This window comes from Nocardiopsis mangrovi (assembly GCF_042653925.1).
GTDB lineage: Bacteria > Actinomycetota > Actinomycetes > Streptosporangiales > Streptosporangiaceae > Nocardiopsis_B > Nocardiopsis_B mangrovi.
The window spans coordinates 36315-58998 of the sequence record NZ_JBHSFQ010000022.1; the positions used below are offsets into that span (position 1 = coordinate 36315).

Annotated in this window: 18 protein-coding genes; 11 read left to right on the forward strand and 7 right to left on the reverse strand. The window is 74.3% G+C overall.

All coding sequences use genetic code 11. The features are described from left to right. The first annotated feature begins 63 nt into the window (after window positions 1-63). From ACFO4E_RS20390 to ACFO4E_RS20415, 6 genes are all read left to right on the forward strand, one after another. Window positions 64-924, forward strand: coding sequence for an FAD binding domain-containing protein (locus ACFO4E_RS20390; RefSeq protein WP_378577141.1), 861 nt, complete (start codon window positions 64-66; stop codon window positions 922-924). Further along, the gene (locus ACFO4E_RS20395; RefSeq protein ID WP_378577262.1) at window positions 924-1466 is read left to right on the forward strand and encodes a (2Fe-2S)-binding protein; all 543 of its coding nucleotides are present in this window, start codon (window positions 924-926) and stop codon (window positions 1464-1466) included. The genes ACFO4E_RS20390 and ACFO4E_RS20395 overlap by 1 nt, the downstream gene beginning before the upstream one ends. A 53-nt stretch (window positions 1467-1519) precedes the next feature. Further along, a complete protein-coding gene (locus tag ACFO4E_RS20400; protein ID WP_378577143.1) occupies window positions 1520-2872 on the forward strand; it encodes an 8-oxoguanine deaminase in 1353 nt (450 codons plus the stop codon). Next, window positions 2872-5265, forward strand: a complete 2394-nt coding sequence (gene pucD / locus ACFO4E_RS20405; RefSeq protein ID WP_378577145.1) for a xanthine dehydrogenase subunit D — start codon at window positions 2872-2874, stop codon at window positions 5263-5265. The genes ACFO4E_RS20400 and pucD overlap by 1 nt, the downstream gene beginning before the upstream one ends. A gap of 150 nt (window positions 5266-5415) precedes the next feature. Next, window positions 5416-5988, forward strand: coding sequence for a Uma2 family endonuclease (locus ACFO4E_RS20410; RefSeq protein WP_378577147.1), 573 nt, complete (start codon window positions 5416-5418; stop codon window positions 5986-5988). Window positions 5989-6213: 225 nt separating this feature from the next. After that, window positions 6214-6969 (forward strand): SDR family NAD(P)-dependent oxidoreductase, encoded by a 756-nt coding sequence (locus ACFO4E_RS20415; protein ID WP_378577149.1) that lies wholly within the window; start codon window positions 6214-6216, stop codon window positions 6967-6969. A gap of 75 nt (window positions 6970-7044) precedes the next feature. Here the strand turns inward: ACFO4E_RS20415 and ACFO4E_RS20420 are convergent, their stop codons facing one another. The 3 genes from ACFO4E_RS20420 to ACFO4E_RS20430 form a co-directional block, all read right to left on the reverse strand. Continuing rightward, a complete protein-coding gene (locus ACFO4E_RS20420) occupies window positions 7045-7674 on the reverse strand; it encodes a hypothetical protein (RefSeq protein ID WP_378577151.1) in 630 nt (209 codons plus the stop codon). A 64-nt stretch (window positions 7675-7738) separates the two neighbouring features. Continuing rightward, entirely contained in the window at window positions 7739-8572 is an 834-nt protein-coding gene (locus tag ACFO4E_RS20425; RefSeq protein WP_378577153.1) for a helix-turn-helix transcriptional regulator, read from the reverse strand. A 72-nt stretch (window positions 8573-8644) separates the two neighbouring features. Continuing rightward, on the reverse strand, window positions 8645-9274 hold the full coding sequence (locus tag ACFO4E_RS20430) for a TetR/AcrR family transcriptional regulator (protein WP_378577155.1): 630 nt from the start codon (window positions 9272-9274) through the stop codon (window positions 8645-8647). Between the two features lie 82 nt (window positions 9275-9356). Between ACFO4E_RS20430 and ACFO4E_RS20435 the strand changes: the two genes are divergently transcribed. Together ACFO4E_RS20435 and ACFO4E_RS20440 are read left to right on the forward strand one after the other, a co-directional pair. Continuing rightward, complete coding sequence (locus tag ACFO4E_RS20435) at window positions 9357-11948, forward strand: molybdopterin-dependent oxidoreductase (RefSeq protein ID WP_378577264.1); 2592 nt, start codon at window positions 9357-9359, stop codon at window positions 11946-11948. Then, entirely contained in the window at window positions 11945-12901 is a 957-nt protein-coding gene (locus ACFO4E_RS20440; protein WP_378577157.1) for an FAD binding domain-containing protein, read from the forward strand. Before ACFO4E_RS20435 ends, ACFO4E_RS20440 begins: the two co-directional genes overlap by 4 nt. A gap of 67 nt (window positions 12902-12968) precedes the next feature. Here the strand turns inward: ACFO4E_RS20440 and dnaE are convergent, their stop codons facing one another. Together dnaE and ACFO4E_RS20450 are read right to left on the reverse strand one after the other, a co-directional pair. Continuing rightward, window positions 12969-16535, reverse strand: a complete 3567-nt coding sequence (gene dnaE / locus ACFO4E_RS20445; protein WP_378577159.1) for a DNA polymerase III subunit alpha — start codon at window positions 16533-16535, stop codon at window positions 12969-12971. Window positions 16536-16574: 39 nt separating this feature from the next. Next, the gene (locus tag ACFO4E_RS20450) at window positions 16575-17348 is read right to left on the reverse strand and encodes a FadR/GntR family transcriptional regulator (protein ID WP_378577266.1); all 774 of its coding nucleotides are present in this window, start codon (window positions 17346-17348) and stop codon (window positions 16575-16577) included. A gap of 374 nt (window positions 17349-17722) precedes the next feature. Here ACFO4E_RS20450 and ACFO4E_RS20455 point away from each other — a divergent pair, with 374 nt between their 5' ends. Genes ACFO4E_RS20455 through ACFO4E_RS20465 form a run of 3 tightly spaced genes read left to right on the forward strand, consistent with a single transcriptional unit; the run spans window position 17723 to window position 20528 of the window. Continuing rightward, the gene (locus ACFO4E_RS20455) at window positions 17723-18463 is read left to right on the forward strand and encodes a (Fe-S)-binding protein (RefSeq protein WP_378577161.1); all 741 of its coding nucleotides are present in this window, start codon (window positions 17723-17725) and stop codon (window positions 18461-18463) included. Next, entirely contained in the window at window positions 18460-19902 is a 1443-nt protein-coding gene (locus ACFO4E_RS20460) for a lactate utilization protein B (RefSeq protein WP_378577163.1), read from the forward strand. Before ACFO4E_RS20455 ends, ACFO4E_RS20460 begins: the two co-directional genes overlap by 4 nt. Continuing rightward, complete coding sequence (locus ACFO4E_RS20465; protein ID WP_378577165.1) at window positions 19899-20528, forward strand: LutC/YkgG family protein; 630 nt, start codon at window positions 19899-19901, stop codon at window positions 20526-20528. The genes ACFO4E_RS20460 and ACFO4E_RS20465 overlap by 4 nt, the downstream gene beginning before the upstream one ends. Here the strand turns inward: ACFO4E_RS20465 and ACFO4E_RS20470 are convergent. Next, a complete protein-coding gene (locus tag ACFO4E_RS20470) occupies window positions 20515-20916 on the reverse strand; it encodes a DUF952 domain-containing protein (RefSeq protein ID WP_378577167.1) in 402 nt (133 codons plus the stop codon). The two genes, ACFO4E_RS20465 and ACFO4E_RS20470, sit on opposite strands and share 14 nt — an antisense overlap. 62 nt (window positions 20917-20978) lie before the next feature. After that, a complete protein-coding gene (menD, locus tag ACFO4E_RS20475) occupies window positions 20979-22661 on the reverse strand; it encodes a 2-succinyl-5-enolpyruvyl-6-hydroxy-3-cyclohexene-1-carboxylic-acid synthase (RefSeq protein ID WP_378577169.1) in 1683 nt (560 codons plus the stop codon). Between the last annotated feature and the right edge of the window lie 23 nt (window positions 22662-22684).

The window sequence follows — 22684 nt, forward strand, 5'->3', positions numbered from 1 at the left end:
GGATCGCCGGTCCGCCCGTACCCGGTCGACGCGTCGGGGACACCGCGACGAACAAGGGGACGCATGGACTTCTTGAGGCCATCGACCTGGGACGACGCTCTCGCCGCCAAGAGTACGGCGCCCGACGCGGTGCCGATCATGGGCGGTACGGACGTCATGGTGGAGCTGAACTTCGACCGGCGCCGCCCGCCCGCGCTCCTCGACCTCTCCCGCATCCCCGAACTGGCGCAGTGGGGGCCCGACGGCGGCTTCCTGCGCCTGGGCGCGGGAGTCAGCTACACCACCATCGTCACCGAGCTGAGCGGACGCTGCCCCGCCCTGGCCCGGGCGGCGCGCTCGGTCGCCTCCCCGCAGATCCGCAACCGGGGCTCGGTGGGCGGCAACCTCGGCGGGGCCTCCCCCGCCGGCGACGCCCACCCGCCGCTGCTGGCCACCGGCGCCGTCGTCGAGCTCGCGTCGGTCCGCGGCGTGCGGCGCGTCCCGGCCCGCGAGTTCTACCTCGGCCCGCGGCGCACGGCCCGCCGCGACGACGAGCTGATCGCCGCCGTGCTGCTGCCGGAGCCCGCCGGCCCGCAGCAGTTCAGCAAGATCGGCCCCCGCAACGCGATGGTCATCGCGGTCGCCTCCTTCTCCCTGGCGCTGGACGCCGCGGCGCGCACGGCCGGCACGGGGATCGGGTCGGCGGGACCGACCCCGCTGCGGGCCCCGGAGGCGGAGCGCTTCCTGGCCGAGCGCTTCGACTGGGACGGCGGCGCACCGCCCGCAGAGGACGACGTCCGCGAGTTCGGCGAACTCGTCGCATCGGCCGCCCGCCCCATCGACGATGTGCGGGGCAGCGCCGCCTACCGCCGGCGCGCGCTGGCGGTCATGGCCCGCCGCGCACTCGCCTGGAGCGCCGCCGACTACCGGGAGCAGACGACATGATGCGCGTGACATTCGAGGTCAACGGCGAACAGGTCACCGCCGACGACGTGTGGGCCGGAGAGAGCCTGCTGTACGTGCTGCGCGAGCGGCTGGGGCTGCCCGGCAGCAAGAACGCCTGCGAGCAGGGCGAGTGCGGGTCGTGCACGGTCTACCTCGACGGTGTGACCGCGTGCGCGTGCATGGTCGCCGCCGGCCAGTGCGAGGGCCGGTCGGTCCGCACCGTCGAAGGGCTCGCGGACAGCGGCGGGGCCGGCGGACACCGGCGGCTCAGCGCGGTCCAAGAGGTGTTCGTCGAGGCCGGAGCCGTGCAGTGCGGCTTCTGCACCCCCGGCCTGCTGGTGCAGGCCCACGACCTGATCTCCCGCACGGCCGACGCCGGCGGGACCGTGCCCGCGGAGGCGGAGATCCGCGAGGCCCTGGCCGGGAACCTGTGCCGCTGCACCGGCTACGAGAAGATCATCGACGCGGTCCGCCTGGCCGCCGCCCGCACCGCCGCTCCCGACGCGCCCACACCCCCCGGCCGTCCGGCGGCCGCGCCGTGACCCCCGCCCCTCCCCCGGCCGGCCCCGGGGACCTCCGGACGAGGAGCCGCCCGGTGAACGCCGTCGTCATCGAGGGAGCACACGTCGTCACCGTCGCCGGGGAGGAGTACCCGGACGGGCACATCGTGGCCGCCGGCGGCCGCATCACCGCCGTCGGGCCGGGAGCGGCGCCGCCCACCGCCGGCGCCCGGCGGGTGGACGGGCGCGGCCGGCTGGCGACACCGGGCCTGGTCAACACCCACAACCACCTCTACCAGTGGGCCACGCAGGGGCTGTTCACCGACGGCACCCTGTTCGAGTGGCTGGTGGGGTCCTACGACATCTGGCACCGGCTCGACGCCGAGGTCGTCGCCGGCACCGCACTCGCGGGACTGGGCTGGCTCGCCCTGTCGGGCTGTACCACCGCCTCCGACCACCACTACATCTTCCCCTCGGGGCGCGGCGACATCACCGCCGCCGAGGTCGAGGCCGCCCACCGGGTCGGTATCCGGCTGGACCTGGCCCGCGGATCGATGGACCGCGGCCGCTCCGCCGGCGGGCTGCCGCCCGACAGCGTCGTGGAGGCCACCGGGGACGCCCTCGCCGCCACCCAGGCGGCGATCGACGCCCACCACGACCCCGCGCCCGAGTCCATGACCCGCGTCGCGGTGGCCCCCTGCTCCCCGTTCTCGGTCACCCGCGAGCTGATGACCGGCGCCGCCGAGCTCGCCCGCTCCGCGGGCGTGCGCCTGCACACCCACCTCGCCGAGACCCTGGACGAGGAGGAGCGGTGCCGGGCGGAATTCGGCCGCACACCAGTGGAGTACGCCGAGGAGCTCGGCTGGCTGGGCCCCGACGTGTGGTTCGCGCACGCCGTGCACCTGTCGGACGCCGCCGTCGCCCGCATCGCCGCCACCGGGACCGGCGTCGCCCACTGCCCCTCCTCCAACGCCCGCCTGGGCGCGGGCATCTGCCCCACCACCGAGCTGCTGGCGGCGGGGGCGACCGTCGGGCTGGGCGTGGACGGCCCGGCCTCCAGCGAGCTGACCGGCCTGGCCGGGGAGATCCGCCAGGCCGTGCTGATGGCGCGCGCCCGCTCGGGCCCCCAGGCCATGAGCGCCCGGCAGGCGCTGCACATGGCCACCCTGGGCGGCGCCGGCTGCCTGGGGCGCGCCGCCGAGATCGGCTCGCTGGAGCCCGGCAAACTCGCCGACATCGCCCTCTGGCGGGTCGACGGCTACGGCCGCGACGTGATCGCCGACCCGGTGGTCGCGCTCGCCTTCGGCCCCCCGCCCCCGCTGGACCTGCTGCTCGTCGGCGGCGCGCCCGTCGTCGAGAACGGCGAGCTGCGCACCGTCCCCGCCGACGAGGCGGCCCGCGCGGGCCGCGCCGCCCGCGCCCGACTCCTCCAGGAGGCGAACCGCTGATGCCCGGTACCACCACCGCCCGCACCGCCCCCTCCGCGCTGTCCAGCACCACCCGCGACGGCGTGGGCGCCAGCCCCCGCCGCCCCGACGGAACGCTCAAGGTCACCGGCGAGTTCGCGTACTCCTCGGACATGTGGATGGAGGACGTGCTGTGGGGGATGACGCTGCGCAGCCCGCACCCGCACGCGCGCATCCGCGGCATCGACACCGCGGCGGCGCTGAAACTGCCGGGCGTGTACGCGGTCCTCACCCATGAGGACGTGCCCGGGGAGAAGCGCTACGGGCTGGAGCACCGCGACCAGCCCGTGCTGGCCTATGGCAAGGTCCGCTACAAGGGCGAGCCGGTGGCGGTCGTGGCCGCCGACCACCCCGAGACCGCGCGGCGCGCGCTGGACCGGATCCGCGTGGACTACGAGGTGCTGGCCCCGGTGTCCGACCCGCGGCGGGCCGCCCTCGACCCGGCGTGCCCCCTGGTGCACGACCCGGCGCGGGATGAAGGGCCGGGGCCGCGCGGCAACGTCGTCCGCCACCAGCCCGTCCGTACAGGGGACTTCGCCGCGGGCGCGGCGGTGGCCGATCTCCGGGCGCGGGCCGACGCGGTGGTCACCGGGGACTACGAGGTCGGCATGCAGGACCAGGCCTTCCTGGGCCCGGAGTCGGGGCTGGCGGTACCCGCCGAGGACGGCGGCGTCGACCTGCACATCGCCACGCAGTGGCTGCACGTGGACCAGGGCCAGATCGCGCCGTGCCTGGGCCTGCCCCAGGACAAGGTGCGGCTGACGCTGGCCGGCGTGGGGGGCGCGTTCGGCGCCCGCGAGGACCTGTCCATGCAGATCCACGCCTGCATGCTGGCGCTGCGCACGGGCCGGCCGGTGAAGTTCGTGTACAACCGCGAGGAGTCGTTCTTCGGCCACGTGCACCGGCACCCGGCGAAGATGCGCTTCGAGCACGGCGCCATGAAGGACGGCACGCTGCTCTACGCCACCGCGGAGATCATCCTGGACGGCGGGGCCTACGCCTCGACCACCGCAGCCGTGGTGGGCGTCGCGTCCTCGCTCGGGCTGGGCCCCTATGAGATCCCGCACGCCTCGGTGGACGCCTACGGCGTCTACACCACCAACCCGCCGTGCGGGGCGATGCGCGGGTTCGGGGCGGTGCAGGCGTGCTTCGGCTACGAGTCGCAGATGGACCGGCTCGCCGCCGAGCTGGGGCTGCACCCGGTGGAGCTGCGGGTCCGCAACGCGGTGGCGCAGGGGTCGCGGACCATCACCGGGCAGGTGATCGACGCGCCGATGCCCATGGCCCACATGCTGCGGCGGGCCCGCGACCTGCCGATGCCGCCCGCCCGCGAGGACCTGCCCGACCCCGCGGACCTGCGCACCCTTCCCGGAGGGCTGGCCGGCACCAGCCGGGGCGAGGGCGTGGTGCGCGGCGTGGGCTACGGGGTGGGGTTGAAGAACCTGTGCTTCTCCGAGGGCTTCGACGACTACTCCACGGCGCGGGTGCGCCTGGAGGTCATCGGCGGCGAGCCGGCGGTGCTCGTGCACACGGCCGCCGCCGAGGTCGGCCAGGGGCTGGTGACCGTCAAAGGCCAGATCGCCCGCACGGAACTGGGCGTGGAGCGGGTGACGATCCACCCGTCCGACACCCGGGTGGGCTCGGCGGGATCGTCCTCGGCGTCGCGCCAGTCCCACATGACGGGCGGCGCGGTGAAGGCCGCCTGCGAGGCCGTGCGCGAACGCGTCTTCGCCCTGGCGCGCGAACGCGGCGCGGCGGGCGCGGACCTGGGCGATGCGGACCTGTCGCTGAGCGGGGGCAAGGTGGTCTCGCGGCGCGACGGCGTGCTGGTCTCACTGGCCGGCCTGCTGGGCGACACGGTGATCGAGGCGACCCGCGAGTTCCGCCACCGCCCCACGGAGGCGCTCGACCCCGCCCTGGGCCAGGGTGCCTCGCACGCCCAGTTCGGGATGTGCGTGCACCGCGCGGTCGTGGACGTCGACGTCGAACTGGGCCTGGTGAAGGTGGTCGCCCTGGACGCCGTGCAGGACGTCGGCAAGGCCCTGCACCCCCAACAGCTCGCCGGCCAGATCCACGGCGGGTCGGCGCAGGGGCTGGGGCTGGCGCTGATGGAGGAGATCCAGGTGGCCGACGGCGTGATCCGCAACCCCTCCTTCACCGACTACCTGATCCCGACCATCCTCGACACCCCGCCGATGCGGGTGGAGGTCCTGGAGTACCCCGATCCCAACGCCCCCTACGGCCTGCGCGGAGCCGGCGAGCCGCCCACCCTGTCGTCGACCCCGGCGATCGTGGCGGCCGTCCGCGCGGCCACCGGCCGGGCCCTCACCCGCGCCCCGGTCCGGCCGGAGGACATCGTGGATATCGGACGGTAGAAGCGCGACCGAAAGGGTGGTTCCGGCGCCTCTCTCAACGTCTCAATGCCCCCGGGCGCCGGGTTTCCCTCATTCTCCCACCTGGTCGAACGGGCGTGCGGATACTGGCCTGGACCACGTGGACACAGGAGGACGTCGATGAGTGCCGACATGACGAGGGCCACACGGGAGCAGCCGCTCACCGTGGATGAGGTCGAGGACATGGAGTGCCACTGCGAACTCGTCAACGGCCGCCTCGACATCTACCCGACACCGGACATCGCCCATAGCAAGGTCGTCGCCCGGCTGGCGTGTCACCTGGAGACCGTCGTCACGCCCGATCAGGAGCCTCTCGTGCGCCCGGTGATCGTGCTCGATCCACAGAGGACGCACTTTCGACGACCCGACGCCGTGGTCATGGGCCGCAACACACTTCCGAGCGACTACATCACCGTCCCGCCGTTGCTAGCGGTGGAGGTCGTCTCGCCCGAGAGCGTCTTGCGCGACAACCACACGAAGAGACACGAGTACGCCGACTTCGGCGTCGAGTCGTACTGGATCATCACGCCCTCTCTGGACAAGACCGCTCTCATCGAACTACGGCTTGAAAACGGCGCGTACCGCGAGATCACCCAGGTGTACGGCGAAGAGGTCTTCGAGACCGACTTCCCCTTCCCCGTGAAGATCGTGCCGCAGTGGCTGATCGCGGGCGGCCCCTGGAAGGCGCGCATCGGCGGCGAGTGACCCGTAACCCGGACGACGGCCCCGTCGCCCTGCTGCCCCGGACCCCGGACGCTCCCCGGTCCGGGGCGGCGCCCCGCTGCGTGGTAAGAGGGCGGGCCGGGGGTAGGGTCGGTGCCGTTGAGGGGGTTGCGGGCACGCCCCGCCCGGTGTAGCGAGGCGCTCGGCGCCGCCCCCGTGCGCCGTGCCGCGGGCGCCGGCCCGCGATCGATCGAGGAAGGCCGCTTCATGCCAGGGACGACCGTGTTCGTGACCGGAGCCACCACCGGGTTCGGGGCCGCCATCGCGCGGCGCTTCGCCGCGGACGGCCACCGCGTGGTGGCGGCCGGGCGCCGCGACGAACTCCTCGCCGCGCTCGCCGGGGAGCTGGGCCCCCATGTGCTGCCGCTGCACCTGGACGTGCGCGACGGCGCGGCGGTGGCGGAGGCGGTGGCGTCGCTGCCCGGCGACTTCGCCGAGGTCGACGTCCTGGTCAACAACGCCGGCCTGGCCGCGGGCCTGGCGCCGGCGCACGAGGCCGACCTGGGCGACTGGGAGCGGATGATCGACACCAACTGCACGGGGCTGGTCTACTGCACCCGCGCGCTGCTGCCGGGGATGGTGGAGCGCGGTCGCGGGCACGTGGTCAACATCGGCTCGATCGCCGGCACCTACCCCTACCCGGGCGGCAACGTGTACGGGGCGACGAAGGCGTTCGTGCGGCAGTTCAGCCTCAACCTCCGCTCCGACCTGCACGGCACCGGGGTGCGCGTGACCAACGTCGAACCGGGGCTGGCCGGGGGCACAGAGTTCTCGGCGGTGCGGTTCCACGGCGACCGGGAGAAGGCCGACGCCGTCTACGCCGACACCGACCCGCTGCGCCCGGAGGACGTCGCCGACGCCGTGCACTGGGCGGTCGGGCAGCCGGCCCGGGTCAACGTGAACACGGTCGAGCTGATGCCGGTGGTGCAGTCCTTCGCCGCGCTGCAGGTCCACCGGGGCTGATCGCCGGGCGGCCCGCGGGGGGACGCCGCGTCGGCGCCTGCGGCGGCCGGCGTCCGCGGCGCGATCAGGCGGGGGTCAGCCGTCTCCCAGGGAGTCGAGGAAGCCGGCCGCCTCGGCCGTGCTCATCCCGGTCTCGGTCACGACCACCCGGATCGCGTCGTCTTCGCGGCCCTGTGCGCGCAGGTCGCGCACCCGCGCGGCGAGGTCGGAATGCGCGGGGGCGGCGAACCGGCCGGCGGAGGCGGGGAGCGGGCGGCCGTCCCTGAGGGCGTCGGCCAGCTCCTTGGCCTCCTTCAGCCCCATGCCGGTCTCCTCGCGGATGCCCTTGATCGCCTGGATCTGCTTGCCCCGCCGGATCAGCAGCCGGGCGCGCTCCAGGGTTCCCCCTCGCCCGGCACCGCCGGTGCCCGCGGAACCGGTCGGCGACGCGACGCCCGCGGGGAGCGGGCGGCCTTCTCTGAGGGCGTCGGCCAGCTCCTTGGCCTCCTTCAGCCCCATGCCGGTCTCCTCACGGATGCCCTTGATCGCCTGGATCTGCTTGCGCTGCCCGATCAGCACCCGGGCACGGACCAGCGTTTCCTCGGTCACCGGCCGGGGCCGCGCGGGCGCGCCCGATCGCCGTCCGGCGCGGATGAGCACGCCGCCGGCGATACCCGCGACGATGGCGACGGCCACGACCGCGATTCCCACCACTTCGCTGTCCATGGCGTGGAGTCTAGGCGCCACGCGGCTGCGCGCCGACCCGCCCCCGGCCCGCCGCCGCCACGGCTCACTCGGCCGCCAACGACGCCAGCAGCTCCACCGCCGCCTGGTCGGGGCTCTCGGGCCGGGCGGTGAAGACGGTGAGCAGCCTGCCGGAGCCGTCGGGAAGGGCCAGCGCCTGGAAGTCGAGCCGTACCCGGCCGACCCCGGGGTGGCGCAGGTCCAGGCACCCGGTGTCGCAGCGGACGCGGTCGTGCCCGCCCCACCAGGCGCGGAACTCGGGGCTGGTGCGGCGCAGCTCGCCGACGAGGGCCGAGGCCCGCGCGTCGGCCGCGTCGCCGCCCGCGAGCCGGCGCAGGGCGGTCACCATCAGCCGGGCGGAGGCGCCGGGGTCGACGAACCGGGAGCGCACGGTCTCGTCGCGCAGCATCAGCCAGACCACGTTGCGCCGGTGCGCCGGCAGTTCCGCGAAGTCGGTGAACAGGGCGGCGGCCGAGCGGTTCCAGGCCAGGAGGTCCAAGCGCGTGTCGATCACGTAGGCCGGCGCGGGCAGGACGGTCTCCAGGAGCCGGTGGACGAGCGGGGGCACGTCCTCGGCGGTGCCGGGGGCGTCGCCGGGCACCGCCACTCCCGCGAGCCCGGCGAGGTGGACGCGCTCGGCCGTGCTGAGCATGAGCGCGCGCGCCAGCGCCGCGACGACGCGCGGTGAAGGGCGGCTGCTGCGGCCCTGTTCCAGCCGCGTGTAGTAGCCGACGCTCACGCCGGCGAGCTGGGCCACCTCCTCGCGGCGCAGGCCGGGCGTGCGGCGGTGCCCACTGTCGTGCAGCCCCGCTTCGATGGGGCCGATACGGCCCCGGCGGGCGCGGAGGAAGGCCCCGAGGGCCGTCGCGGATTCAGCCATAGTGGCTATGGTGCCCCGCCGCGGCGGCGGGAGCCTGGTGCTGTCGGACCCATGTTCCCCGCCGGGCGCCCTTCAGGGGGCGCGCCGGGGTTCGAGGCCGGCGACCAGTTCGGCGACCAGCCGGGCGAGGGAGTCATCGGTGAGGTAGCCCTTCTTCGCGAGGTGGCCGGAGATCGCGAGGGTGATCAGTCCGTGCAGCGCCGACCAGGTGAGCAGGGCGAGGTCGTGGGGGTCGCCGGGGCGGACGGAGCCGGCGCGCTGGCCGTCGACGAACACGGCGACGCACGTCCGCATCAGCTCCGCGACGGCGGTCTGGAGCTCGCCGTCCTCGGTCTCCGTGAGGCGCTCGCCGAAGATGAGCCGGTAGTGCTCGGGCCGCCGGATGCCGCGGCGGATGAAGGCGTAGAAGAGGCGGCGCAGCGTGTCGGGGCCGTCGGTCCCGCCGTCGAGCGCGGCGCCCATGTCGTCGCTCATCCCGCCGACCTCGGCCACCGCGACGGCGGTGAGCAGGTCGCTCTTGTCCTTGAAATGGCGGTAGGGCGCCGTCCGCGACACCCCGACCCGGTCGCCGACGCCGCGCAGGGTGACGGCGTCGGGCCCGCCTTCGCCGAGCAGCTCGGATGCGGCGGCGATGAGCCGGCCGCGGGTGTCGCCGGCGGTCGGGCCGGGCGACCCGATTTCAGGGGGATGAGCTGCGGGCATACCGCGACACTACGACAGGGCCGTTGACACCGTCAACGCAGCTGCTAGGTTGACGATGTCAACACTCATCGGAGGTAGCACGATGGAGTTCTCCGTCAACGGCGGCGCGACCGAGGTCGCCGCCGACCCGGACGCGCCGGCCATCGACCTCGTCCGCGACGAACTGGGGCTCACCGGCGCCAAACGCGCCTGCGGAGCGGGCGTCTGCGGGGCGTGCACGGTCCTCGTCGACGGCGCCCCCACCGCTTCCTGCCTGCTGCCCTCCTCCGCTCTGGAGGGCCGGGCCGTCACGACCGTCGAAGGGCTGGGCGGCACCCACCCCGTCCAGCGCGCCTTCGCCGCGCACGACGCCCTCCAGTGCGGCTACTGCACCCCGGGATTCGTGGTCGAGGCCGCCGCTTTCGTCGACTCCTGGCGCTCCGCCAACGGCGACACCGCGCCCGGCCGCGCCGAGATCGCCGACGCCATGGCCGGGCACCTGTGCCGGTGCGGGGCCTACGAGGGGATCTACAGCGCAGTCGCCGCGGCCTGCGCGGGCGAGCACGACGCCGAGCCGACCGCTCCCCCGCCGCGGGCCGAGGCCATGGACAAGATCACCGGGCGCGCCCGCTACACCACCGACGTGCGGATCGACGGGTGCTGGGAAGCGGTGCTGGTGCGCTCCCCCAAGGCCCACGCGGTGGTCGGCGCCATCGACGCCGGCGAGGCACCGCACGTGGACCTGCTCCCCGCCGACCGCACCGTCCGCTACGTCGGCCAGCCGGTGCTGGCCGTGGCCGCCCCTACGCGTGAGAAGGCGCGCACCGCCGCCGGCCAGGTCTCGGTCGACTACCGCGATCTGGCCTCCGTCCTCGACGCGGAGGCCGCGCGCGCCGACGGCGCCCCGGCCGTGTACGCCACGGCGGACGACCGCAAGGAGGCACCCTCCAGCTCCGAGGGGCTCTCGCTGCCCGGGCGCTGGAACGGCAACCTGCGCGGGCCCGCCGGGGGCAGCCTGCGCCCGGGAACCGCGGTGCGCCGGATCGCCGCGGCGGCCGGGAGCGCGGATCCGCGCCTGGTCCTCGGCGAGTACAGCACCGCGGTCCAGGTGCACACGCCGATGGAGCCGCACGCCTGCGTCGCCCGCTGGGACGCCGACGGCGACCTGCACCTGCACCTGTCCACACAGGCCGTGGCCGCCGTGGCCGACGAGGCCGCCCGGCGCTGGAAGCTGGACCGCTCCCGGATACACGTCACCGCCGAGCACGTCGGCGGCGGGTTCGGCGCGAAGGGGCTGCTGTCCACCGAGGCCGTCGCGGCGGTGGAGCTGGCCCGGCTCTCGGGCGCACCGGTGCGGGTGGTCTACGACCGCGCCGAGGAGCTGACCGACGCCGGCAACCGCCCGGGCACCCGCACCCGCCTGGCCATGCTCGCCGACGCCGACGGCGACCTCGCCGCCCTGACCATCGACGCCTACGGCGAGGGCGGCGTCTCAGTCGGCTCCGCGGTCGCCCTGCACGGCAACCTGATGTACGGCACCGCCCCCCGGCGGATGCGCGACTACGACGTCGTCACCAACCACCCGCCGGGCACCCCCTTCCGCGGCCCCGGCGGCCCGCCCCTGGCATGGGCGCTGGAGCAGGCGGTCGACGACATGGCGGCCCGGCTCGACGAGGATCCCGTCGCGCTGCGCCGCCGGTGGGACGGCAACCCCAAGCGCCGGGCCCTCTACGACTGGGCGGCGGCCCTGCCCGCCTGGCGCGACCGGCCGCGCGGCGGCCGCACCGGCCGCTACCGCCGCGGCGTGGGGGTCGCCGCCTCGAACTGGCTCTACCTGCTCGACCCCGGAGCCCGGGTCGAACTGTCGGTCGAGGACGGCACGGTCGTCGCGCGCACCTCGACCCAGGACATCGGCACCGGCGTGCGCTCGGTGATCGGCGAGGTACTCCGCGCCGAGCTGGGGCTCCCCCACGACCGGATCCGGGTCGAGACCGGGTCCGGCGACGCCGTGCACGGCCCCAGCTCGACCGGCAGCCGCACGACGACGTCGGTGGCTCCGGCCACGGCCGAGGCCGCGCGGCTGCTGCGCGAGGCGCTGCGGTCGCGCACCCCGTCGGCGCCCGCGAACGGGGCGGTGCCGACCGCCGTCCTCGACGCCGCAGAGGGGGTACGCGTGACCGGGAGGCGCCGCCGCGACCGCCGCGGCTACCTCACCCCGTTCTCCATCGGCGACGGGGCGGCCATCGGCCGCGGGTTCAGCGGGGCGGTGCACGTCATGGAGGTCGAGGTCGACACCCTCCTGGGGGCCGTGCGGGCGACCCGCTGCTGGGCGGGGGTCTCGGCCGGCCGCATCTACGCCGACCGCCTGGCCCGCAACCAGGTCGAGGGCGCGGTCGTGCAGGGCGTCGGCTACGCGCTGTTCGAACAGCGGGTCACCGACCCCGCCACCGGCACCGTCCTCACCGACAACCTGGAGGATTACCGCATCCCCGGTATCGGCGACACCCCCGAGATCGAGGTGCACTTCAACCAGGAGGGGTGGGACCACGTCACCGGCGGCGGCGTGGGCCTCGGCGAGGTCGCCACGGTCGGCGTCGCCGCCGCGATCGGCAACGCCGTGCGCGACGCCACCGGGTGGCGCCCCCGCCACCTGCCCATCCGCCCCGACCGCGTCCTCGAAGGGATCAACGCGTGACACCTCCACTCGACATTCCCGCCGCGGTGGCGGCCCTGCGCGACACCGGGTCCGAGGCCCGGGCGGGCGGGACCGACGTCATGGCCCGCCTCGCGGCCGGCACGGCCGCCGGACCGTTCACCGACCTGCACCGGGTAGCGGAGCTCAGCGGGGTGGACTGGGCGGACGACGGGTCGGCCCGGATCGGCGCCACCACCACGGTCGCCGCGATCGCCGCCGACCCGCGCCTGCGCGACGCCTATCCGGCCCTGACCGCGACCGCGGGCGCCCTCGCCACCCCGCAGATCCGGGCCGCCGGGACGATCGGCGGCAACCTGCTCCAGCGCAACCGGTGCTGGTACTTCCGCAACGCGGCGTTCAGCTGCTTCCAGAGCGGCGGCGACTCCTGCCCGGCCCGCGAGGGCGACCACCGCTACGGCACGGTGATCGACCAGGGTCCGTGCGCGGCGCCGCACCCGTCGTCGCTGGCGGTGGCCCTCCTGGCCTACGACGCCGTGGTGGAGGTGGAGGGCGCCCCGCCGATGCCCGTCGCCGACCTCTACGACGGCACCGACCCCACCCGCGACCACGTCCTGGAGCAGGGGCGGCTGCTCACCGGCGTCCGCCTGCCGGTGCCCGCCGTCGGCGAGCGCGCCGCCTACCGCAGGGCGACCGCCCGCTCCCGGGGCGAATGGCCGCTCGTGGAGGCCGTCGCCCGGGTGGTTCCGGGCGAGGACGGCCACGCCGGTGCGGTCGCGGTCGCGGTGGGCGGTGTGGCACGGACCCCGCTGCGCCTGCCCGCGGTCGAGGAGGCGCTGACCGGCCGGCGGCTCACCCTGCACGCGGTCGCCGGCGCCGTCGACGGCGTGACCGGCCTGTGCACCCCGCTCCGCCAGACCGCCTACAAGGCGGGGCTGCTGCGCGACACCGTCCGCGACGTCCTCGAACGGCTGGGCGGGCCCGCGGCCGCCTGACCCGCGGGACGCCGCGGCGGCCGGCCCTTCGCCCGGGGCCGGCCGCCGCGGCGTCGCGCGCCCCCCGTCAGTAGGTGATGGCATCGGCGCCCAGCAGCGACTTGACGTCGCCGGAGAACGCCGGGGTCATCTCCACCGAATAGTCCGGCAGCTCGTAGATCCGGGACTGGACCGGGTGCTCGGCGCGCAGGGTCACCGGCGTGTCCCCGCGGTGGGTCTGGAGCACGCGCTTGAGCTCGTCGACGAGCTCGGCGTCGAGGCGCTGGGTCTGCACGCGCAGCAGCACCGGCGCGGGCCCCTCCGATACGTGCGCGATGTCCAGCAGGGACATCTCGTTGGCCTGGATGGAGTACTCGCCCTCGCGCTCCTTGACCTTGCCCTTGATGGACACCGCGGTGTCGGCGGCGAACACCGTGGAGTAGAGGGTGTAGGACTCGGAGAAGAACAGCGCCTCCGTCGAGCCGTCGAGGTCCTCGATGACGAGCTTGGCCCACTGGTTGCCGGTCTTGCTGACGCGCCGCTCGACCGAGGAGATGAGCCCGGCGATGCGGACCTCGCTCATGTGCCGGCGCTCGCCGTTGACGATCTCCAGGATGGAGGTGTCGCGGTTGCGGGCCAGGATGCGCTCGGCCCCGGCCAGCGGGTGGCTGGAGACGTAGAGGCCGAGCATCTCGCGCTCCAGGGCGAGCTTGGTCTTGCGGTCCCACTCCCGGTCGTTGTTCCAGGCGATGTCCAGGCCGATGGGCGCCGCGGGCTCCTCGCTCTCGTCGCCCCCGCCGAACAGGTCGAACTGGCCGTTGGCCTCCTGCTTCTTGGCGCCGATCATCGCGTCGACCGCGGTCTCGTGGTGGGTGACGAGGTCCATGCGGGGCTGGCCCAGCGAGTCGAACCCGCCGGCCTTGATCAGCGACTCGACGACGCGCTTGTTGCAGGCGGCCAGCTCGATCTTGGAGAGGAAGTCCACGAAGCTCGCGAACTTGCCCTTCTCGGCGCGGGTCCGCACGATCGAGTCGACCACGTTGACACCGACGTTGCGGACCGCCCCCAGCCCGAAGCGGACGTCGCGGCCCACAGCTGTGAAGCGCAGGCCCGACTCGTTGACGTCGGGCGGCAGCACCTTGATGCCCATCTTGCGGCACTCGGCGAGGTAGACCGCCATCTTGTCCTTGTCGTCGCCCACGGAGGTGAGCAGCGCCGCCATGTAGGACGCGGGGTGGTTGGCCTTGAGGTAGGCGGTGCGGAAGCTGAGGATGGCGTAGCCGGCGGCGTGGGACTTGTTGAACGCGTACCCGGAGAAGGGCAGCATGACCTCCCACAGCGTGGTGATCGCGTCCTGGGAGAACCCGCGCTCCAGCATGCCCGCCTGGAAGGTCACGTACTCCTTCTCCAGGGCCTCCTTCTTCTTCTTGCCCATGGCCCGGCGCATCAGGTCGGCGCCGCCCAGGCTGTAGCCGGCGAGCTGCTGGGCGATCGCCATGATCTGCTCCTGGTAGACCAGGACGTGGTAGGTCTCCTTGAGGATCGGGTCCAGCGCCTCGCCGAGCTCGGGGTGGATGGGCGTGATCTCCTGGCGCCCGTTGGAGCGGTCGGCGTAGTCGTTGTGGGCGTTGGCGGCCATCGGGCCGGGCCGGTACAGCGCGTTGACGGCGGTGATGTCGGAGAACGCGGTGGGCTGCATCCGCCGCAGCAGGGCGCGCATGGCCGTGCCGTCGAGCTGGAACACGCCCAGGGTGTCGCCGCGCGCCAGCAGCTCGTAGGTCTTCTTGTCGTCGTCGCCGATGGTCGACCAGTCGATGTCGACGCCCTCGTTGGACTTCACGTTCTGGATGGCGTCGTCGATGATCGTGAGGTTGCGCAGGCCCAGGAAGTCCATCTTGAGCAGCCCCATCTCCTCGCACTGAGGGTAGGGGAACCCGGTGATGATGGCGCCGTCGGTGTCGCGCTTGTGCAGCGGGATGACGTCGAGCAGCGGCTCCTTGGACAGGATCACCCCGGCCGCGTGGACGCCGGTGCCGCGGGTCAGGCCCTCGATGCCGCGCGCGGTCTCCAGGACCCGGCGGGTCTCGGGGTCGTTCTCCTGCATCTGGCGGAGCTCGGATGCCTCGCTGTAGCGCTCCTGGGACTCGTCGTAGATCGCGCCGAGGGGGATCTCCTTGCCGCCCGCGGCCGGCGGGAACGCCTTGGTGATCTTGTCGCCGATGGCGTAGGGCAGCCCGAGGATGCGGGTGGAGTCCTTCACCGCGGCCTTGGCCTTGATGGTGCCGAAGGTGAGGATCTGGGAGACGCGCTCGTCGCCGTAGAGGTCGGTGACGTAGCGGATCATGTCACCGCGCTTGCGCTCGTCGAAGTCCAGGTCGACATCGGGCATGGAGACGCGCTCGGGGTTGAGGAACCGCTCGAACAGCAGGCCGTGGTAGACCGGGTCCAGATCGGTGATCCCCAGGACGTAGGCGACCATCGAGCCGGCCGCCGACCCGCGGCCCGGGCCCAGGGCGATCGCGTTCTTGCGGGCGTGCTGGCAGATGTCGGAGACCACGAGGAAGTAGGCGGGAAAGCCCATCTCCTCGATGATGGACAGCTCGTAGTCGATGCGGCGCTGGACCTCGTCGGAGGCGCCGTCGGGGTAGCGGGTGGGCGTGAGGCGCACGACCTCCTTGCGCAGCCACGACGACTGCGACTCGCCCTCGGGGACGGGGAACTCGGGCATGAGTTCGCGGTGGGCGAACACCTCGTCGTAGCAGCCCTCTTCGACCTGCTCGGCCACCCACAGGGTGTTCTTGCAGCCCTCGGCCCACTCGTCCAGGGACAGCAGGGCCCGCATCTCGTCGGCGGTCTTGACGTAGTAGCCCGACCCGTTGAACTTGAACCGGTTGGGGTCGTCGAGGTTCTTGCCGACGCCGACCGCGAGCAGCGCGTCGTGCGCCTCGGCCTGGTCCTCGGTGACGTAGTGGGAGTCATTGGTGACCAGGGGCCGCAGGCCCACCTTCTTGCCCACCCGCAGCAGGCCGTCGCGGACCTCGCGCTCGATGGGCACCCCGTGCTCCATCAGCTCCAGCAGGACGTTGTCGCGGCCGAAGATGTCCACGAGGCGGCCGGCGTAGTCGACGGCCTCCTGCTCCTGGCCCAGCCGCAGCCGGGTCTGCACGCCGCCGGAGGGGCAGCCGGTGGAGACGATGACGCCGTCGGAGTGCTCCGCCATCAGGTCCAGGTCCATGCGGGGCTTCATGTAGTAGCCCTCGAACGAGGCCAGGGACGACATGCGGAACAGGTTGCGCAGCCCCTGGGCGTTGCGGGCCCACATGGTCATGTGCAGGTACCGGCCGCCGCCCGAGATGTCCTTGCCGCCCTCGGCGGAGTCGCCGTCGGCGTCGCGCGCCTGGCCCCACTTCATCCGCTTCTTGTGGAAGCGCGACCCGGGGGCGACATAGGCCTCGATCCCGATGATCGGCTTGACCCCGGTCCCCTTGGACTGCTGCCAGAACTCATAGGCCCCGAACATGTTCCCGTGGTCGGTCATCGCCACGGCGGGCATCCCCAGCCGCTTCGCCTCGGCGAACAGCGGCTTCAGTTTGGCCGCACCGTCCAGCATCGAGTACTCGGTGTGGACGTGCAGGTGGACGAAAGGATCCGACACGGCTGGGGTCTCCTGGGTCGCAAAGCGGGTGGATGCCCCTCACCCTAACCCCGCACCCCGCCCGTCCCGCGCGGCTTCGGGAGCGAAACCGGGATCGGCCGGGGCGTCCAGGTCGGCGCGCAGCCAGCGCTCGACCTCCAGGACGTGCATGGTGGCGGCGGCGCGGGCGGCATCGGGGTCGCGGGCCAGGAGGGCGCGGTGGATCCGCGCGTGGTCCTCCCGCAGCCGCGCCGCCAGGCCGGCCTCGCGGTGGCCGCGCCAGACCCGGGCGTTGAAGGTCCGCGAGGACAGGCCGTTGTTGATGGCGGCCAGGGTGGCGTTCCCGGTGATCTCGACGATGGCCTGGTGGAAGGTGAGGTCGGCGGAGACCGTGTCGCCCTCGTCGCCGGAGCCGATGCGGTCGACCAGCGCGCCCAGGCGCCGGAGCTGGTCGTCGTCGGCGCGGGCGGCGGCCAGGGCGGTGGCGGCCGGCTCCAGCATCCGGCGCACCTGGAGGACCTCGACCAGGGTCTCGCCCTGGGAGACCTCGGCCAGGACGGAGAAGGCCTCCAGCAGGTCGCCGGGGCGCAGGGCGGTCACGTAGACGCCGGCGCCGTGGCGCGCCTCCAGCACGCCGAGCGTGGTCAGCGCGCGGATGGCCTCGCGCATGGAGCTGCGGGACACGCCCAGGTCGGCCGACAGGTCGCGCTCCGTGGGCAGTCGGTCGCCGGGGCGCAGGGTGCCGTCGGCGATACGGGCCTTGATCCGCTCGATCGCCCGCTGGGTCACCGGCATGCGCCCCGGCGCGGGCGCCGCAGCGGCGGTGTCGGGCATGGTCACGCGGGCTCCTTCCGTTCGCTCTCGGGGACGCGGCCGGGGCGACGGCCGGCCACGCCCACCATCTTGACACCCCGCCCGCCCGCCGCGTAAAAGTGATCGGACCAATTACCGTAATCTGACCCGATCAGGCCGTCCCTTCCGATGGGAAAGCGCATTCGAACGACGAGTCATCAGACCACCGCCCCTAGGGCGGACGGGCGCACACGCGCGCCGGCGGCGGCCGACACCGCCCCGGCACCGCCACACCCGGCCGCCTCCCCGGGGAACGCCGCGCCCGGCCCTAGAGTCGGTCGCGGGCCCCTCTCCCGGGAACCGGGCACACACGTCCGGCTCGGCCGCCACCGGCCGCGCCGGGATCGAGGGAGCGCATGCGGATCGCGTTGTTCATCACCTGCGTCAACGACACCCTGTTCCCCGGCACCGGGCGCGCGGTGGTACGGCTGCTGGAGCGGCTGGGGCACGAGGTCGTGTTCCCCGAGGAGCAGACCTGCTGCGGCCAGATGCACTACAACACCGGCTACCGGCGCGACGCCCAGCGGCTCGCGGTCGGGTTCGTGGAGACCTTCGCCGACGCCGACGCCGTCCTGGCCCCCTCGGGGTCGTGCGCGGCGATGGTCCGCGACAACTACCCGCGCCTGGGCGCGCCGGGCAGCCGCCTGGCCCGCGCCGCCGACCGCGTCGCCCCGCGCGTGTACGACCTCTCGGAGCTGCTGGTGGACGTCCTGGGGGTGACCGACGTCGGCGCCTACTTCCCGCACACCGTCACCTACCACCCCACCTGCCACGGGCTGCGGCTGCTCAAGCTGGGCGACCGGCCCTACCGGCTGCTGCGCGCCGTGCGCGGCCTGGAGCTGGTGGAGCTGGCCGGCGAGCGCGAGTGCTGCGGGTTCGGCGGCACCTTCGCGGTGAAGAACCCCGACGTGTCGGCGGCCATGGGGGCCGACAAGGCGCGCAACGTCGCCGCGACCGGCGCCGAGGTCTTGTGCGCCGTCGACAACTCCTGCCTCATGCACATCGGCGGGACCCTCGACCGCGCCCGCTCCGGCGTGAAGGCGGTCCACCTCGCCGAGATCCTCGCCTCGACCGAACAGGAGCCCGCCGCCATATGAGCAGCACCTTCGTCGGGATGCCCGCGTTCCCCGCCGCCGCCCGCGCCGCCACCGGCGACGCCCAGCTGCGGCACAACCTGCGCAAGGCCACGCACACGATCCGCGACAAGCGGGGCGTGGTCGTGGGCGAGCTGGACGACTGGGCGCGGCTGCGCGCCGCGGGAGCCGCCATCAAGGACCGGACCCTGCGCCACCTGGACGTCCACCTGGAGCGGCTGGAAGAGGCGATCACCGCGGCGGGCGGGCACGTCCACTGGGCCGCCGACGCCGCCGAGGCCAACCGCATCGTCACCGACCTGGTCCGCGCGACCGGCGAGCGCGACGTCGTCAAGGTCAAGTCGATGGCCACCCAGGAGATCGAGCTCAACCAGGCGCTGGAGGAGGCGGGCATCACCGCCTACGAGACCGACCTGGCCGAGCTGATCGTCCAGCTCAGCGACGACCTCCCCTCGCACATCCTGGTGCCGGCCATCCACCGCAACCGGGCGGAGATCCGGGAGATCTTCCGCGACCGCATGGCCGACTGGGGCGTGCCCGCGCCCGAAGGTCTGGGCGACGACCCCCGCGCCCTGGCCGAGGCCGCGCGGGTGCACCTGCGCGAGCGGTTCCTGCGCACCAAGGTGGCGGTCTCCGGCGCGAACTTCGCGGTGGCCGAGACCGGCTCCTTGGTGGTGCTGGAGTCCGAGGGCAACGGGCGCATGTGCCTGACGCTGCCCGAGACCCTGATCTCCGTGGTGGGCATCGAGAAGACCATCCCGACCTGGGCGGACCTGGAGGTCTTCCTCCAGCTCCTGCCGCGGTCCTCCACCGGGGAGCGGATGAACCCCTACACGTCGGTGTGGACGGGGGTGACGCCCGGCGACGGCCCGCAGAACGTGCACGTGGTCCTGCTCGACAACGGGCGCACCGACGTCCTCGCCGACACCGTCGGCCGCCAGGCCCTGCGCTGCATCCGCTGCTCGGCCTGCCTGAACATCTGCCCGGTCTACGAGCGCACCGGCGGCCACGCCTACGGGTCGGTCTACCCCGGGCCGATCGGGGCGATCCTCACCCCGCAGCTGCGCGGCACCGCCTCGGAGGTGGACGCGGCGCTGCCCTTCGCGTCGTCGCTGTGCGGGGCGTGCTACGAGGTGTGCCCGGTCGCCATCGACATCCCCGAGGTGCTGGTGCACCTGCGGGAGGAGGTCGCGGGCGGCCCGGGGCACCGCGCCGAGAAGGCGGCCATGGGTGCCGCCGGGTGGGTGCTCGGCGACCGGCGCCGGCTGGACCTGGCCCAGCGCGCGGCGTCCTCGGCGCGCTCCCTGGTCCCCCGCCACCTGCCCGGCCCGGGCGCGGCCTGGACCGACACCCGCGACGTCCCCGAGATCCCCGAAGCGTCCTTCCGCTCCTGGTGGCGCTCCCGGGATACCGGCAGGGGAGAACAGGAGGGCCCCCGATGAGCGGATCGCGCGACAAGGTCCTGCGCCGGGTGCGCTCGGCGCTGGGCGACGTCCCCCGCGACGAGCGGCCGGACGACGTCCCCGTCCCGCGCGACTACGCCGCCTCCCACGGGCAGGGCGAGCCGATCGGGCTGCTCGTGGACCGCCTGGAGGACTACAGGGCGACCGTCAGCCGGGTCGGTGCCGACGGGCTGCCCGGGGCGATCGCGGCGGCGCTGGAGCGCCGGTCGGCGCACCGGGTCGCCGCGCCCCCCGACGCGCCCGAGGGGTGGTTCTCCGCCACCGCGGCGGCCGTGGTCCGCGACGACGGGCTGGCGGTCCGCGACCTCGACGCGGTCGACGGCGTGGTGACCGGATGCGCGGTCGCGATCGCGGAGACCGGCACCATCGTCCTGGACACCGGGACCGCGCAGGGCCGGCGGGCCCTGACCCTCGTCCCCGACCTGCACATCTGCGTGGTCCGCACCGACCAGGTGGTCGAAGGGGTCCCCCAGGCCCTTCCGCGCCTGGACCCCCGCCGCCCCCTCACCTGGATCAGCGGCCCGTCGGCGACCAGCGACATCGAACTCGACCGGGTCGAGGGCGTCCACGGCCCCCGCACCCTCGAGGTCGTCATCGTCGGCTGAGCGGCCCGTCGTCCCGCCGGGCCCCGTCCACCGGCTCCAGCCCCGTGTAGACCCCGTCCGGGCCGCGGCGCAGGGTGGCGGTGCCGATGACGGCGGCGCGGGGGATGGGGCCGTAGATGTGCGGGAAGAGCGTGCCGGCGGGGACACCGGGCGGCGGGGACGGGGCGGCGGCCTCCCAGCGCACCTCGGCGCCGAGGAGGTCGGCGTCGATCACGAGCACGACCAGGTCGGCCGCCGTGTCGGCGTAGAAGCGGCCGGCGACGGCGAGCAGCGTCGCCTCGTCGGGCGAGGCGTGCACGAAGCCCTCGGTGGCCAGCGACGCGGCGGTGACGTCGCCGTCCCCGTCGCGCCAGCGCTCCAGTTCGGTCAGGTGCAGCAGCTCGGCCATGGCCCCAGTATCCGCGGCGCGCGTGCGCCCGCGGGATCCGGGGTCCCCCGCGGGCCGCGGGCTCAGGCGCCCCCGTCCGCGATGGCCCGGGTCACGGTGTCCTGGAGGGCGCGGCGCAGCTGCGCGGAGGCGGGGCGGCCGGTGCAGACCTCGACGATGCGCAGCCCCTCGCCCAGCACGGCCTTCGGCAGGTCGGTGGCCCATTCCAGGCGTGTGTAGGGGAGGTCGGCCACGGCCGCCACGCGCTCCATCGACACCCCGTGCGGGGTACCGAAGACGCGTTCGAAGTCGGGGTGGCCCGCCTGCTCCAGGCCGGAGAAGATGCCGCCGCCGTCGTTGTTGACCACCACGAGCACCAGGTCCGGCCGCGGCTCGCCCGGGCCGATCACCAGCCCGTTCTGGTCGTGGAGCATCGCCAGGTCGCCGATCAGGGCGTAGGCGCTCCCGCCGCCGTCGCTCTGGTGGGCGAGGGCGGCGCCGATGGCGGTGGAGACGGTGCCGTCGATCCCGCTGACCCCCCGGTTGCCGATGATCCGCGCCCCGCACCGGGCGGACATCGCCGCGTCCAGGTCGCGGATGGGCATGCTCGACCCGGCGAACAGCAGCGAGCCGTTGGCCAGGTGGCCGGCGAGGTCGCGGGCCAGGCGCGGCTCGCTCAGCGCCTCCTCGCCGTCGAGCAGCGCGTCCACGGCCGTGCGGGCCGCGGCCTCGGCCCGCTGCCACGAGCGCGACCACGCGGTGTCCGGGACGGCATCGGGGTGGGCCGCCACCGCGGGAACGACCTCGGTGGCGGTGCGCACCGGATCGGCGAAGGAGAGCGGGTCGGCCACGACGACATGGCGGCGCGCGCGCCGCAGGTAGGCCGACATCTGCCGCGAGAGCCCCGGGCGCCCGACGCTGACGACCAGGTCGGGTTCGTGCCGGTCGACGAACTCCGGCACGGCCAGGAGCTGCCGGTAGGTCGAGATCGCGTCGGCCCTGCGGGCGTTGGAGGTGGGCTCGGCGAGCAGCGGCCAGCCGGTCCGCAGGGACAGCGCGAGGTAGGGGACGGGGTCGTAGTCGCCGTCGCCGCACACGATGACCCCGCGCTCGACCGGCGGGAGGGACAGCGGCTCGGGCTCGGGGCACCGCCCCGGGACGGCGATCCAGGGTCTGCCGCCCGCACGGCCCTCCAGCGGCTCGGGCCAGGCGCGCTCCGCCGCGGCCCCTTCGTCGGGCACGAGCGGGTCGCGGAAGGCGAGGTTGAGGTGGACCGGGCCCGGCCGCTGCGGGCCGGTGGCCGCCCAGGCGCGACAGGCCAGGGACCGCCAGTAGGCCACCATGCCCGGCACCGGATCGGCCACGCCGACCTCGGTGAACATCCGCACCGCGGTGCCGAACAGCTCGATCTGGTCGACGGTCTGGTTGGCACCGGTCCCGCGCAGTTCGGGCGGGCGGTCCGCGGTGAGCACCAGCAGCGGCACGCCGCTCTGCTCCGCCTCCAGGACGGCCGGGTGGAAGTTCGCGGCGGCGGTGCCCGACGTGCACACCAGTGCGACCGCCCGGCGCGAGGCGCGGGCCAGGCCCAGGGCCAGGAACGACGCGGAGCGCTCGTCGATCCGCACGTGCGAACGGATACGGGGGTGGGCGACGAGGGCGAGCGCCAGGGGCGTGGAACGCGACCCCGGCGCGATGACGGCCTCGGCGAGCCCGCACCGGGCCAGTTCATCGACGAGGACACGCGCCAGGGCGGTAGACGGGTTCATGCATACTCTCTAATTCGTCATGT

Coding starts and splice junctions, on each gene's coding strand:
- ACFO4E_RS20390 (WP_378577141.1), top strand. CDS start 64: ATGGACTTCTTGAGGCCATCGACCTGGGACGACGCTCTCGCCGCCAAG.
- ACFO4E_RS20395 (WP_378577262.1), top strand. CDS start 924: ATGCGCGTGACATTCGAGGTCAACGGCGAACAGGTCACCGCCGACGAC.
- pucD (WP_378577145.1), top strand. CDS start 2,872: ATGCCCGGTACCACCACCGCCCGCACCGCCCCCTCCGCGCTGTCCAGC.
- ACFO4E_RS20410 (WP_378577147.1), top strand. CDS start 5,416: ATGACGAGGGCCACACGGGAGCAGCCGCTCACCGTGGATGAGGTCGAG.
- ACFO4E_RS20415 (WP_378577149.1), top strand. CDS start 6,214: ATGCCAGGGACGACCGTGTTCGTGACCGGAGCCACCACCGGGTTCGGG.
- ACFO4E_RS20420 (WP_378577151.1), bottom strand. CDS start 7,674: ATGGACAGCGAAGTGGTGGGAATCGCGGTCGTGGCCGTCGCCATCGTC.
- ACFO4E_RS20425 (WP_378577153.1), bottom strand. CDS start 8,572: ATGGCTGAATCCGCGACGGCCCTCGGGGCCTTCCTCCGCGCCCGCCGG.
- ACFO4E_RS20430 (WP_378577155.1), bottom strand. CDS start 9,274: ATGCCCGCAGCTCATCCCCCTGAAATCGGGTCGCCCGGCCCGACCGCC.
- ACFO4E_RS20435 (WP_378577264.1), top strand. CDS start 9,357: ATGGAGTTCTCCGTCAACGGCGGCGCGACCGAGGTCGCCGCCGACCCG.
- ACFO4E_RS20450 (WP_378577266.1), bottom strand. CDS start 17,348: ATGCCCGACACCGCCGCTGCGGCGCCCGCGCCGGGGCGCATGCCGGTG.
- ACFO4E_RS20455 (WP_378577161.1), top strand. CDS start 17,723: ATGCGGATCGCGTTGTTCATCACCTGCGTCAACGACACCCTGTTCCCC.
- ACFO4E_RS20460 (WP_378577163.1), top strand. CDS start 18,460: ATGAGCAGCACCTTCGTCGGGATGCCCGCGTTCCCCGCCGCCGCCCGC.
- ACFO4E_RS20465 (WP_378577165.1), top strand. CDS start 19,899: ATGAGCGGATCGCGCGACAAGGTCCTGCGCCGGGTGCGCTCGGCGCTG.
- ACFO4E_RS20470 (WP_378577167.1), bottom strand. CDS start 20,916: ATGGCCGAGCTGCTGCACCTGACCGAACTGGAGCGCTGGCGCGACGGG.
- menD (WP_378577169.1), bottom strand. CDS start 22,661: ATGAACCCGTCTACCGCCCTGGCGCGTGTCCTCGTCGATGAACTGGCC.